General features: G+C 35.6%; 10 protein-coding genes. 2 read left to right on the top strand and 8 right to left on the bottom strand.

Annotated features, from left to right (window positions below):
* Positions 1 to 278 precede the first annotated feature (278 nt).
* The 5 genes from FHS59_RS16885 to FHS59_RS16865 all read right to left on the bottom strand — a co-directional run bounded on the left by FHS59_RS16885 (position 279) and on the right by FHS59_RS16865 (position 6,577).
* The gene (locus tag FHS59_RS16885; RefSeq protein WP_184496548.1) at positions 279 to 2,729 is read right to left on the bottom strand and encodes a leucine-rich repeat domain-containing protein; all 2,451 of its coding nucleotides are present in this window, start codon (positions 2,727 to 2,729) and stop codon (positions 279 to 281) included.
* Positions 2,716 to 3,558, bottom strand: coding sequence for a hypothetical protein (locus FHS59_RS16880; protein WP_184496547.1), 843 nt, complete (start codon positions 3,556 to 3,558; stop codon positions 2,716 to 2,718). The genes FHS59_RS16885 and FHS59_RS16880 overlap by 14 nt, the downstream gene beginning before the upstream one ends.
* Entirely contained in the window at positions 3,555 to 4,133 is a 579-nt protein-coding gene (locus FHS59_RS16875) for a hypothetical protein (RefSeq protein ID WP_184496546.1), read from the bottom strand. Before FHS59_RS16875 ends, FHS59_RS16880 begins: the two co-directional genes overlap by 4 nt.
* 27 nt (positions 4,134 to 4,160) lie before the next feature.
* Entirely contained in the window at positions 4,161 to 4,628 is a 468-nt protein-coding gene (locus FHS59_RS16870) for a nucleoid-structuring protein H-NS (protein WP_184496545.1), read from the bottom strand.
* 1,019 nt (positions 4,629 to 5,647) lie between these two features.
* Complete coding sequence (locus FHS59_RS16865; protein WP_221444527.1) at positions 5,648 to 6,577, bottom strand: MraY family glycosyltransferase; 930 nt, start codon at positions 6,575 to 6,577, stop codon at positions 5,648 to 5,650.
* A gap of 797 nt (positions 6,578 to 7,374) precedes the next feature.
* On the opposite strand from FHS59_RS16865, the gene FHS59_RS16860 reads away from it, so the two are divergent.
* Both FHS59_RS16860 and FHS59_RS16855 read left to right on the top strand, forming a co-directional pair.
* Positions 7,375 to 8,391 (top strand): MBOAT family O-acyltransferase, encoded by a 1,017-nt coding sequence (locus FHS59_RS16860; RefSeq protein WP_246388497.1) that lies wholly within the window; start codon positions 7,375 to 7,377, stop codon positions 8,389 to 8,391.
* A gap of 4 nt (positions 8,392 to 8,395) precedes the next feature.
* Positions 8,396 to 9,301 carry a hypothetical protein gene (locus tag FHS59_RS16855; protein WP_184496542.1) on the top strand — a complete coding sequence of 302 codons (906 nt, stop codon included), beginning with the start codon at positions 8,396 to 8,398 and terminating at the stop codon, positions 9,299 to 9,301.
* A gap of 32 nt (positions 9,302 to 9,333) precedes the next feature.
* Here FHS59_RS16855 and FHS59_RS16850 read toward each other — a convergent pair whose 3' ends face one another.
* From FHS59_RS16850 to FHS59_RS16840, 3 genes are all read right to left on the bottom strand, one after another.
* On the bottom strand, positions 9,334 to 10,017 hold the full coding sequence (locus FHS59_RS16850) for an FkbM family methyltransferase (RefSeq protein WP_184496541.1): 684 nt from the start codon (positions 10,015 to 10,017) through the stop codon (positions 9,334 to 9,336).
* A 111-nt stretch (positions 10,018 to 10,128) separates the two neighbouring features.
* Positions 10,129 to 11,772 carry a hypothetical protein gene (locus tag FHS59_RS16845; RefSeq protein ID WP_184496540.1) on the bottom strand — a complete coding sequence of 548 codons (1,644 nt, stop codon included), beginning with the start codon at positions 11,770 to 11,772 and terminating at the stop codon, positions 10,129 to 10,131.
* A gap of 228 nt (positions 11,773 to 12,000) precedes the next feature.
* Positions 12,001 to 13,212, bottom strand: a complete 1,212-nt coding sequence (locus tag FHS59_RS16840) for a glycosyltransferase family protein (RefSeq protein WP_184496539.1) — start codon at positions 13,210 to 13,212, stop codon at positions 12,001 to 12,003.
* Between the last annotated feature and the right edge of the window lie 53 nt (positions 13,213 to 13,265).

Raw genomic sequence — 13,265 nt, 5'->3', positions numbered from 1 at the left:
GAAAAAGTCTGCTTTTTTTTAAAATCATGCTCCAAATGAAAACCTTAAGCCAAATAAATTTAACACCATAAAATACAATCAATTCCTTTAAAAAGACCAAAATGTGGATAAATTCATGTGCCTGAAACAAAAAAATACCCAGTACTGGGTATTTTTTTTTAATGGGGACTCTATACCTTTATGTCAGGGTGATTAAGCAACTTTTCTCATAATTTTTTCTAGAACATTGATAAGGGATTCTTTTTTATAATTTTTTATCCCTTATTTTTTTTACCCTTTTAATAGAATCGCACTTCGCAATCAGGCACTGCCTGCTTAAAGCTATCAACGGATCTACTATTCAATCTTGTGTTAAAACAAGAAAGCTTTTTAAGATTGGTCAATCCTTCAATTGGCCTCAGGGATCTTAGATTGGTACTAGCCACATCCAGTTCCTCGAGATTAATTAATCCTTCCAGACCTCTAAGTACTTTTAGGTTTGTGCCAGACAGATTCAACTTTTTCAAATGAATTAGATTCTCCATTGGGTCCAGATCGGAAATGCCTGTATTAGAAATATCGAGTTCTTCCAATTCATTTAAAGAAGCAATGGCTGAGAAGTCAGAAACCGGAACTTGGGAAATCTTTAGAGATTTAAGCAATTTCATTTCTGAGACAGGAGTAATATCCATCAGTGGAGCATCAAATATGGTCAGAGACCTTAAGTTGCTGAAGATGGTCAATGCTTCAATTTTCCCAATGGCTACCCTTTCAAAATCCAGAGAGGATTTTCCAGTCATGGCATGTAACTGATCTGTATTTGGGTTTTCAGGAGTAGAATTCTGTTTTCTCAATAAGGTTTTCCATACATCATCCAAAGAATCCCACCAAGCCATCAATTCATCTGTTCTGTAGATGATATTTAAGCTAGGTTTCTGGATCAGTACTTCAGGAACTTCCTCAGCAAATATTTCTGAGTTATTGACATTTAGATAAGTCAAAGCTGGCAGAGAAAGTACATCCATAATACTTTGAACCGGAGCTCCTTCCAGATCTATTCTTTCCAGTAACTCATTGTTTTTAATTGGTGAGATATCCTTAACCGTAGTGTTTTTACCCACAATTTCCACCAGAGTTTTTACTTCGGAAAGTGGCAAAAGATCAGAAATCTCATTTTCGGAGAAATTTAAGGTCTGTAATTTGACAAATCGTGTTATAGGATTTAGGGTCAATATCCCCTCCCCTGACATATCCAAAGATTCTAGACCAATTGTTTCAGTTAGGATTTCTACGTTTGGATTGTCAGTTCTGATTTTCGGGTTAGCCTTTTTCAATGTTGATTTCCAGGCATCGGAAAGTCCAGACCACCAGCTTTCCAAATCCTTGACATGGTGGATCAGGAGAACTTTCGGGTTATTTCTGGTGAAGTTATCTGCGGCCAGAACGGAAAGCTTACTTTGATCTGCCAGAACTTTTACCAGTTTAGGTTTGGCATTCAGGACAGAGATATCAGCAATCTGGGTTCCTGTCAAATCCACTTGTTCCAATTCCTGCAGGTTATTCAAAGGAGTTAAATCCTGGATATTGGTTTCTGAAAGATTCAGGTAAACCAAGTTTTTCAAGTCCGCCAGAGCTGTAAAATTGATCAGATAATTTCGGCTTAGATCTAGACTTTTCAATTTGCTTAATTCCTTGATATTTTCAGCGCTGTTAAATCCGCTTTCCACCAAGCTTAAGCTTTGAAGGCTATCAAACTCATTCAAGACCGCAAAACTCATTATTGGAGTTCTGTCAGCTTTCAATGATTTAAGAGACTTTAAATTAGCCAGTTCCTCTATTTGTTGGATTTGGGTATTCGAAATATCCAGATGCTTTAGGCGATCCGAGTATTTGATAAATTGAATATCAGAGGTAGGTGTATTGCTGACGTCCAGGTATTCCAGAAAAGTCACATTGGATATCGGGCCTAACTCAGTTACCTGAGTATTACTTAGGTTCACATATTTCAACTCCCTCATTGCCTCAAGTGGCTTTAGATTCAGGAGTGTAGTGGTGCCGGAGATATCCAAGGAATCCATGCCTACAAAACGGTAGAGCATATCCGTGTCGACCGAGTCAAACTCAGTCAGTTGAAATTTCTCCTTTAAGAATACTTTCCAGTTGGGATCCAGAATTTCCCACCATTCTGCCAATTCCTCGTCGCGGCTAAGTTTGGTGGTATAGATACTGGCAATTTTAAGTTCCTGGGATTTTTCATCCAGGTTGACTTCTACAAAGCGAGGTTTGGTGTTGGAGATCTTCTCTCCGGTTTTACCGCTGGCGGTGATGGTCCTATCCAATGAAACTACAAAGAAAACATCTCCATTATCCTTTTGGGAAGGTTTTACTTCCCTGATTTTGAATTTGAAATCGGCATTATCGAAAAAGAACTCAATATCTTTCAGGTAAGCAGTCACGTCCTTATTGGTCACGACTTTTCTGTCCATGAGAAGATCGTCTTCTACCTGCACCTGAGCATCTCGAAAAATTTTCAAATAGCTTTCTCTGATGACCACATCCTTATCTCTTGCCGGGGTTTCTGAGTTACCCACGGTGTTAAGAAGATATTCGAGAAAGCGGATCTGATCCTCTACTTTTCCACTGAAGTCTTTTATTTCATCTGAGGAATACCCCTTTATATTTTGGGCAAAGCTTGTAAGCCCAAAGCAAAAGAGTAGAACTAGAAGAGAAATTTTTTTACTGTTGATCATAAATATATTTCAGGATAGTATCCTTATCACCTGGATTTAATTTAACCAGATTTGATATCAACCAACCTGTGTTAAATCCCGGTCTATTGAATTGATTCACTTCAAAGTACCATCCTTCAATTTGGAAGAAATGGAATTTCACATCTTTGACAGTTTCGAATCGGATATTGTTCTGTTTCATTTCATACAAAAACAGTGTCAAATAATCAGGTTCGAAACTGGACTTGGTAAATGCTTCTGGCACTTTTGAATCCTGAAAAGCCCTACGAAGGTTCATAAAGCCCAATTCATGGCTCAAAGGGTGCAGAAAATCTTTTTCATTCCCGACGGGCTTGTTGAAGAGATCCTTAAAAGGGGGAAAACTCACCCTATCTATGACCCATTCATACCCCAATCCTTCTGGCTGCAATTTCAAGATCAAAGTGGCTGTTTCCCTTTTTCCTTTGAAAAGAAAATCTGCCTGTACTTCAGCAAGCCAACCTTCACGATGGAAGTTGAGATACTGTGGATATGCATCCGACAGTACGTTTTTGGTAAATTGATCTTTAAGGTCTGTAGAGATGGAGGAGGTTTGGTTATCAAACAGGATTTGTAAGAAACCTTCTCTTAAAGCCTTATTATGATATAGGGAATCCCCTGGGTAAAACCTTTTGTTTCCATCTGTTGGAGATTCTTCTGCATTGAATCTCCTAAAAAATTGATTTACTTGTTTTGTTGATGCTGCGAATCTGCCGTCATCTTTAATTGTCCCGGGGCTGCCTATGCCCTGCCCCGAGACAAGAAAGATGCTTGCATTAAAAAACGCAAAAATCAGGAAAATTAATCTCATGCGGAGGTTTCAGTAACTCTAACATCGCCTAACATCACATCCCAGAATTCGATGGTACGTCCGGCAATTTGAGTTTGCTTTTTCTCTACGTAAATAGTGATGTCTTTTTTCGTGGTATCCTTGTAGTTCATGCCAGTTTCAATGGATGTACCTTCGAATCTTTGGAACACGGTGATCACCCCTACATATCTTCCATCAGGCTGTCTTTCCAGATCAGAGATGTACTGGATATCGTACCAAGTGATATTTACTCTATCATAGTTAAGTGCCATCAATCTTTCGAAGTAGCGTCTTACTTTATAATAAGCAATTTCGCTGGAGTTAATGCTGGAAACTCCCATTTCAGCACCTGGAGCGAAAAGCTCTTCAGCTCTATCCATTACACGATTTGCTTCAGAAAACTGAGTTTCTTTGCTACCGATGATGCTGATATATTTACTTAAATCTTTTACTTTTTCTAAAGCTAGAGAGTCAATTGCCTGCTTTCTTGCTGGGCTAATATCATCTGCTTGTGCGAATACACTTACTGTTGTGGCAAGAAATAGGCCCAACATAAGGATCATTTTATTGTTCATGTCAAATCTAATTTTTCAGATGGGAGATTATTTTCTTCTAAGTTCCAATTCAGAAACTTTACCATTTGCATCCAGACGGATATCTGAGATGAAATTCAGGTTTTTCTTGGTGTCTTTCAGGTACTCAAGGTACTTTTTGATGGTGGTAGGCTCATCATAATCCTTGATTCCGTTTTCTTCATGAATCACGATCAAAACGGGAGTTTCCTGATTTGAGAACATGGCCAAAGTTTCCTGAATAGATTGATTTGCCATGGAAGTATTCCCGGAAGCTGCTACAGAGTTGAAGTAATTTTCAAGTTTTTCAGCAGCTACTTCTTCAGCAGAAGCCACTGGTGCTGGCGGAGGAGTTTCAGTAACTGTTTCTACTGGAGCCGGAGCAGGAGCTGGTTCTACAGCTTTCTTTTTACTCTTACATGCGCCAAGAGCCAATAGACCTACTAGGGCAATTATTAGAGAGCGGTTGATCGAAAAAGAGAGTAACTTTTCTTTCATTTTAGGGGTTTGATTTAATTTATTTAGGTTTTTCTTGGAATTGCAGAATAGGATATTCCCGATCGGCAAATGTGGTACAAAGTAAATAAAAACAGATGATTAAAAGGCAAATGCTGTACCAAATCATAAATCCTTTTTGTTAATATTTCATATTGCCTTTTTGACGGCCTTATATTTTGGTGAAAGGGGTATGGGTTGATGTATGATGTCGGATGTTAGATGTCAGATGTATGATGTTGGATGTGGGATGTCGGATGTTAGATGTTGGTTATCGAAGACGGATCCCAATCCCCCTTGTAGATAATTGTTGATAGGATGAAAATCTTAATTAAAGGGGGCTGGGGGATTTTTAACGAATCTCAGTAGGCAGTCGCTTCACCGGTAATAAAAGTTAAAGTGGTGAAGTTAAGTTAGAAGTATGAAGGCTGAAAGGATGAGAGACGGAAGACGGGTGACGGGAGACGGAAGTGGGATCTATGATGTATGATATATGATTTATGATGTCGGGTGTTGGATGTATGATGTGAGGTGTCGGATGTCGGATGTCAGATGTATGATGTTGGATGTCGGGGGTTATTTCAAATTTCAAATTTCAAATTTTGAAATAAGAATTTGAAATTTATTTGGAATGGGATCTGGTGAAAATTCACATTAGGGTTAAAAATCATGCGAAAAAGGTCAAAAAATACCCAATATTGGGTATTTTCTTTACGCTTTTTATGTACTTTATTTGTTAAGCGTTAAGTTTAATTAGGCTATTGCCTAACATATAAAGAGCCGGGGTCTTCCTCGGCTTTTTTTGCTTTGGGATGGATATGTCTTTTTTGATCAATTTTTCTTATTTCCCAGAATTCATGAACAGCTTAATATTCTAATCAAAAGTTGATTCCAATTTCATGAATTTGTTTCCTTCTTCCACAGATTGGATTGAAGAACCGAGGTAAACTGACAGAGAAAAAATAAGCAACTATCCGGTTTGCAGGATTGTCTGGGTTAAAAAACAAAAGCAAATAGGAATTTTAATTCAGATGGTGTTTTCTCTGTAGGGATAGTTTGATACTGAGGTAAAGCAAACAAAAAACAACTATTACCAAAACAGTTAAATCATTTGCAGGCATGGTCTTATATCGTATAAATAAAAAGTAATTTAACAGAAGTTGTATCATGGCATAAAAAACAGCAATAAGTACATGCTCTTTTTTACCTTCATTTGCAAGAATCTGGTAGAGGTGTTTTCTATGGGGTTGAAGTACGTTTTCTTTATTCAACCCCCTTTGGATCATGGTGAGGATGGTTTCTACCCCATAAACCAAAAGGACTAACACGACGGTCCAGCTTTTGGTCTCCAGATACCATTGGGTCATGAAATAAATCATCAAATAGGCAATAGAGATACTGCCTATATCACCTGCAAACATCATTGCCCGTTTTCTAAAATTGAAAATCAGGAAAACACAGATGGCAAGAATCTCATATTGGATCAATTCACTGTCAAAAATGGGGGTATATTCATTGATGGCAAGAAGACTTCCCAAGAAAACCAAGGAATATAAGCCCGTGATCCCATTGATCCCATCCATGAAATTGACGGCATTGATACATCCCAATCCAATGATATAAAATCCTAAAATGACATACCAGGGCATTAATTGAAATACATCCAATTCAAAAAACGCCATAGAAATCGCCAAGAACTGGACTCCAAATCGAAGTTTTCTGGAAAGAGAGTACAGGTCATCCATCAATGAAATGGCGGCAACCCATAAGATCCCAATTACCATCCAGGTATTCTGGAAGTCAAATGCCATCCACCAGAGTAAAACTCCAGCAGGAAAAAGAATCCCTCCTCCCCTTACGGTAGGGATTTGATGGGAACTTCTGTCATTAGGAACATCAATTATCTTAAACCTGATAGCAAGCCTTTGATAAACCAATGCTATTAATAACAAGATCAAAAAAACGATGAGGTGTGATAAAATCATCTAAACTGAAATGTACGAAACTTGAAATTAGTATTAAATAATTATTATTGAGGACAAAGATTTAATAAACATTTTTGAAAAAAACATCAAAAAAAATATAAGGCATTTTCTTCAATTGTGATTAATTGGAATTCAGCTGGTTACCAAATTAAACAATAAGTTAACAAAATCACCTTGAAAGGTGCATACAATCCAATTCGCTTATTTTAAATATAAAGAGCCCTAGCCCATTTTGCAATCCGAATCGGAAAATCGAATGGAGACAATATTCAAAATAGGTTTTCAAATTTGGAATAATTACGCTTGATTTGAATATGGCCTAATTACCTATTTTCAAAAAACTAATTCATACATTTATTATGCTGTTTAACTCGATTGAGTTTGTAATATTTTTGACTGTAGTTTTCTTCCTTTATTGGTTTGTGTGCAATAAAAGCCTCAAAATCCAGAATTCTTTATTATTAGCTGCCAGTTACTTTTTTTATGGATGGTGGGACTGGAGATTTTTGGGGTTAATCCTTTTCAGTTCACTTGTTGATTATATCATAGGCAAAAAAATACCCGAGACTAGCTCTCAAAATATTAAAAGACTGTTGCTCGGAATCAGTATTAGCTTGAATTTAGGACTCCTCTTTTTTTTCAAATACTTTAATTTTTTCGTTCAAAGCTTTATAGACTCCTTTACCCTATTTGGTGCTCAATTAGACTTCGTCACAATAAATATCATTTTACCGGTAGGCATCAGCTTTTACACTTTTCAAACCATGAGTTATACCATTGATATTTATCGGGAAAAAATAGAACCCAGTCAAAATTTGATCGGGTTTTTAACATTTGTCAGTTTCTTTCCTCAATTAGTTGCAGGGCCAATTGAAAGAGCTAGTAATCTTTTACCTCAGTTTTTTAAGGAGCGTAAATTCAATTATGAATTTGCCGTATCGGGTGTAAAGATTATTATCTGGGGGCTATTCAAAAAAATGGTGATCGCTGACAATGCCTCAGTTATAGTTGACGGTATATTTCAGGATTATAGTAATCAAAGCACAGGATCCCTATTGATAGGAATGATATTTTTTGCTTTTCAGATCTATGGGGATTTCAGTGGTTATTCAGATATAGCCATTGGCACAAGCAGGTTATTTGGATTTGACCTGATGACAAACTTTAAGTTTCCTTACTTATCGAAAAATATCAGTGAATTTTGGAAAAGATGGCATATTTCACTTTCAAGTTGGTTTAGGGATTACCTTTATATTCCACTTGGAGGAAGCCGAAATGGTAAATGGAGAGCATTAGTTAATGTAATTATCGTATTTATTATAAGTGGAATCTGGCATGGAGCCAATTGGACTTTTTTGGTCTGGGGCTCCATCCATGGTTTATTATACTTGCCGGTATTCATTTTGAGAAAAGAAAAAGATGAGGAATTCACCATCATTTCCCTTAAAAATATCGTCCCAATAATCTTGACTTTCGGGATGACCTGTTTGGCTTGGGTATATTTCAGATCAAATACTGTTTACGATGCAAATCAGTATTTAGTAAACTTATTTGCCTCAACAGGAACCACAAACCTAATTTTCTCTACCTCCAAACATTTATTGATAACAGGATTTGTGTTTATAGGGATATTCCTTTTAATGGGAATTGAAATATATTTTTCCCTAAAAAAGAAAGTTGAAGTCACTCTAAATAGTAAAATGCTTGTGGCCTTATGCATTTTGATCCTATTTATGGCAGCCTTTAAAAATCCTATCAGTTTTATTTATTTCCAATTTTAAGAGAATGAGACATTTTCTAGTTCAAATTGTCAAATACAGTTTACTAATCATTTTACTGGCAAACCTCATTTCATTTTCTGCGAATTACTTTCTGAAACAATCGTCCTTTTTCAAGCCTAGCTATATCATAAATGAATTTCAACCGGGACAAAAACTGGATTTCATAATTGCAGGATCCAGTCGTGGACTTACCTCATTGGACACCAAACTTCTTGGAAGTTTAATGAATCAAAAAGGTTTCAATCTTTCTTTGGATGACACCGGACTACCAAGTCATTTGTTGATGGTTCAACATTTCTTTGAATCAGGCTTCGAAGCAAAAAACTGCATTTTGGTCATTGATCAGGATCACTTTGTAACCTCCAAAATTGAATTAAATGACAATGATTACAGGATTGGGCCCTATGCAGAGAGGGAATATATCAGGAATTATTTATGGCTGAGGGAAAAAGGTATTCTAAAGCCCTTGTCATATATCCCTTATTTCCCTATGCTGGCATATAGTTACTATAATTCCGAATTATTGGTCTCCTCTATCATTTCTGCTATAAGACCCAAGTATCGGCATAGGTTTGATGAATTTGGAGATTACACTTATCCAAATGCAATAGACGAAGGAGTTTCTGAGTATTATGAAGGGACTGTATCCAAAAAAGTCAACATCACTAACCCAATCATTGAGGATTTAGCAGCTTACTTGAAAGAAAACAACTGCAATTTAATTTTGTATATCGCCCCTTATAAAAGTGAAAAAATTGAGATCTCTAATCAATTAAATTTTCCATTAATCAATCACTCTGATCTACTTAAAGAAGCTTCCCTCTTTTATGATGAAATCCACGTCAACCTTGAAGGGAAAATAGCTGCTACTACAGTATTTGCTGAAAGCTATCAGATACTTCAGAAATAATTGTAAAAGGAAATACCTGTAGAAAAAATCGATTAAATCCTGTATTCATTTTTCACAAAAATCAGGTTTCCAGAACCATGTATATTTTGAACATGCTTAGATATCAATCGATATTCTTTTTCTCTTAGAAGTTGATAAATACAACTATTCAAATCTTCCTCGAAAGATTGATCCGTTTCTACCATAATAACTTTTGGTCGGAATAGTTCCCAATTATTCGATTTCAAGACATCTAAATCAAGACCTTCAACATCCACATCCAAGAAGTCGATCTTGTTTTCCAGCTTGTGTTCGGAAATCAATTCATCCATGGTAATAATGGGAATTGAGAGCTCCTTCTCTATGTATTGAACCAGATTATTCTTTTCAAGAAAAGAATAATCAAAAGTATTCATTGAACTCATTTTATAAGGGAGAGTGTAATACTTGAGTACACCTGGAGATGAGGAAATCCCTTTGTTCACAAATGAATCTTGGGGACGAAGAGTTTTGAATAGGTTTTTTAATGTGGGATTTGGGTCTACGACTACACCTGACCAGCCCCTGAGGTAAAAAAAATAGGTATTGGAAAAAGTAACAGGTTCAAAACAGCCAATGTCCAAATATGCGCCTCCTGAAGAATTAAGCAATTTAAAAATCTGAATATCTTCCCCGGATTTTGAGAATGACACTCTATATCTTGAATGAATCAACCTTCTGAGTTTATCTTTCAACATAGGTAAAAAATTAATTCGTTTAATTTAATAATCCCAAAAAGCTCTGACAGACAAAATATAGATTACCTATCTACCAGCTTTAAACTAAAGTAATAATCAAATTTTGTTTTTTTATAGATTTTCTAAATAATTAATAAAATCTATAGCCTTTTGATCCATTTGGCCTTCAGATTTTATAGTGTCCCTAGGATGAAATTGATCTTGAAAACCTTGGCATTCTTTTAATGTATAGCCTTTTGATTTTCCAACTCCCGACTTTGATTGTCGATAAAAGCCCTTATGTATTGTTTTTCTAGCCCAGACAGAGATTTCTTCATGGTTATATGAAAGAACTCCAAAAGGATTAGAGGCCAGCATATAATCAATTCCATGATCCACCTCCACATTTGTCTGCCAGTTTTTATTGTATTTAAAGATAATATATCCAGGTCTAGGTTTTCCGTCCAGTAAAGCTTCTCCCATACTTTTAATTATTTCTACTTCAAATACCATGGGTACATTTGTAGGTAGAGCTTTATCCAATTTAAATTCTTCCGAATAATAAGAGTCTTGCCCATTGTGTCTATACTCTGAATTAAAGGCAACACCATTCACTCTATCCTTTACTTTAATCGTATATTCAATTGAATCAATTTTCAATACATCTCCAGCTTGAAGGGACCTTACAATATTTTTTGACGGAGTAATTCCTAGCTTTTCCCAATTAATTACATTTCGAATCATATCTGGAATGATTTCATTATCGATTGAATAGCTCCTGCTCACAAGAAACTTCTCCCCTTTTTGAGGAATTGAATGAATGTAGTGCGAACTATCATTATTGGTTTGAAGTAAAGAGTCAAAATTGTATCGATTGTGGTAGTTCTCGATAAAAGTTTTTGGAGGAAGTAAAAAAGTCATCCCTTCGCAAAAAATAATATTTGAGCTGTTCCCCATTCCCTGAAAGATATTTTCAATTTGATTAAAACTCCCTTCCAGTAGTGTAGCATAATTTTTAGAAAAGCTTATCTGTTTTTGAAAGTAAGTGGGAGGATCCCATTGCTCTAAATAGCAATTATCCATAATCAAAGATAGACCTCCCCCATTTTTTGCTTTAAGCTCCTGCCAAATCACTCCTTTAAATTTAATATCCTTTTGAATGACAGTTATACTTTCGTCTTGACCCCCAGAGTAAATCAATCCAAACTCCATATTGGTGTCTGAGTTAATGATGGCAATAAATCCGCTTTGTCCTTGCTCGATGGAATTAATAAATACTCCTCTATAAAATGGTTGTACCTCGGCAACTGTATTGGCAGACTTTAGATCAGTGTTGATGATTCCAACTTTTGAATTCCACTTTCCTAAATCAAAAACATATCTATCCTGATTCACTCCTGGATGAGGTTTCCATTGATCATAATTATCAATTCCGAAGATTAATTCCGAATCTCCTTCTGAAATAATAAAGAGGTCTTTTGTTAGTTTTTGGGTTGAATACTCTTTGATTTTGTATTTCTTCCCTTTTTGAAGTTTAATAATTGATACATCAGAATTTTGAGTGTGTTGGATGGCTTTTTCCCAATCGTAATCAAATTCCTCAAGGGTAATATATTTTGATTTTGAAATTTCTGGGCTAGCACCGGGAACCAAGTCTTTTGGAAGAGCTGCCACTATTGCCGAGGAAAGTGAATTAGCGATGGTTTCGGAAAGATCCTCGGCTTTCTCCACTTCTATGTCAAAGGATAGATTAGAGATATTGACACGATATTTCATAGTTTAAAGAATTAATAAAAGATAATGTTTAACAGATTCCCAAATTTTTTTTCGAATTAAAAGTCAATTCTGGACAGAAGGCAATCTAAAAAACAAAGGCAAAATTAAGTTTGCTACATCTTAGTCTAAATTAAAAATGTGATCTCAAGCTTGCGAATGTATTCTTTAAATATCGTGAATTTTTGATAAATTTTTAGGTTTCTATTTTATCTTTAATATTGAAAAAAATCAGGAGTTAGCATTTAAAATTTCATTCAATTGAACTTTGAAATTCTCTTGACTGAAATAATCCCCAAAAGGCTTAATCTTCTCTCCTTGGTTTAACTCATTATCTATGAGTCTTTTAAGTTTAGTTTTTATTTCATTGACATCTCCCATATCAGCAATGCAAGTTTCATCAGAAACTATATTTCTCAGTTCGCTTTTCTTCGGGGAAACACAGAATACAGATTTATCTATTGCTGCTAAAAAAGGAGCTTTCCCCACCAAAATATTGCAATAGTAAGGTCCGTTTTCCAGAATAATTACAATATCACTTTGAAATGCCTGTTCATTGGATGAGGTAGCAAAATCCACCGTATCCAAAAACTTGATGTTCAGGGCATTTCCATAAATCTCTTTGAAGCGAGCCACCTCATTTCCTTTAACCCTTAAAATCAATTCGGTATTTTCCACATAGTACGGATCGGAGTTTATCAATTCGCTGTATCCTTTAATCAGGTTTTCAATATTTCTACCAAACATCAAAGCACCATGGTAGGAAATGCTGACTGCCTTTTCTTTTACCCTCACATTAGAAGCTTTTTTTTCCACAAAGACAGTAGGATCATATTGATGAGGAAGTGTATAAAAAGGTTTTTTTGATCCATAGAGATGCTGCAAATCGTGGGACATATAGGAGGCTGTAGAAGTACATACATTTGCATTCTCTACAACTTTCATCATTTTTTCCAGCCTGTAGAAATCAAGTCTTGTTGGTTTTAATTTTGAACCGACGTACCATGAAACTGGAAATGGATCATGAAAATTAACGATGGCTTTTTTAAGAATCGGTAAATCCTTTATAGCCAAAATTATTTCATGGCCGATACCAGCACTTCTAATAAATATATGGTCGTATTTTTCGTAGTCTATCTTTGCTATTATCCTTGTGTATTGGTCTACCAACCACTCTTCTACCAAAGAAACATTCATTAGTCTCCAATACGGTTTGTTGACTAGTTTTACAAAAAATGGAGCAGAAGCATTTATTTTGTATTCTACAATATTATCTACAGGAAGTAAATCAAGCCTATCGACAGAATCCTCTGCTTTTATGTAATGAACATCAATTAAGGAATCTGGATAAGCCTTTCTTAACTTACCCAAAAATGATCGGGATATAATTCCCTGACTAGTACCAGAAACCCTTAAATCTTGTTCAACAATTAGAAACTTCATTTTTTTAAAATTTGAAAAACATCTTTAAAGATGAATTCTGTAAATATTATTAA

It is taken from the genome of Algoriphagus iocasae (assembly GCF_014206875.1).
Classification (GTDB): Bacteria; Bacteroidota; Bacteroidia; order Cytophagales; family Cyclobacteriaceae; genus Algoriphagus; species Algoriphagus iocasae.
This window is presented reverse-complemented; position numbering and strand designations above follow the sequence as displayed.

Excerpts from the sequence above, each read along its gene's own strand:
- FHS59_RS16885 (WP_184496548.1), bottom strand. The coding sequence starts at position 2,729 with ATGATCAACAGTAAAAAAATTTCTCTTCTAGTTCTACTCTTTTGCTTT.
- FHS59_RS16880 (WP_184496547.1), bottom strand. The coding sequence starts at position 3,558 with ATGAGATTAATTTTCCTGATTTTTGCGTTTTTTAATGCAAGCATCTTT.
- FHS59_RS16875 (WP_184496546.1), bottom strand. The coding sequence starts at position 4,133 with ATGAACAATAAAATGATCCTTATGTTGGGCCTATTTCTTGCCACAACA.
- FHS59_RS16870 (WP_184496545.1), bottom strand. The coding sequence starts at position 4,628 with ATGAAAGAAAAGTTACTCTCTTTTTCGATCAACCGCTCTCTAATAATT.
- FHS59_RS16860 (WP_246388497.1), top strand. The coding sequence starts at position 7,375 with ATGAGTTATACCATTGATATTTATCGGGAAAAAATAGAACCCAGTCAA.
- FHS59_RS16855 (WP_184496542.1), top strand. The coding sequence starts at position 8,396 with ATGAGACATTTTCTAGTTCAAATTGTCAAATACAGTTTACTAATCATT.
- FHS59_RS16850 (WP_184496541.1), bottom strand. The coding sequence starts at position 10,017 with ATGTTGAAAGATAAACTCAGAAGGTTGATTCATTCAAGATATAGAGTG.
- FHS59_RS16845 (WP_184496540.1), bottom strand. The coding sequence starts at position 11,772 with ATGAAATATCGTGTCAATATCTCTAATCTATCCTTTGACATAGAAGTG.
- FHS59_RS16840 (WP_184496539.1), bottom strand. The coding sequence starts at position 13,212 with ATGAAGTTTCTAATTGTTGAACAAGATTTAAGGGTTTCTGGTACTAGT.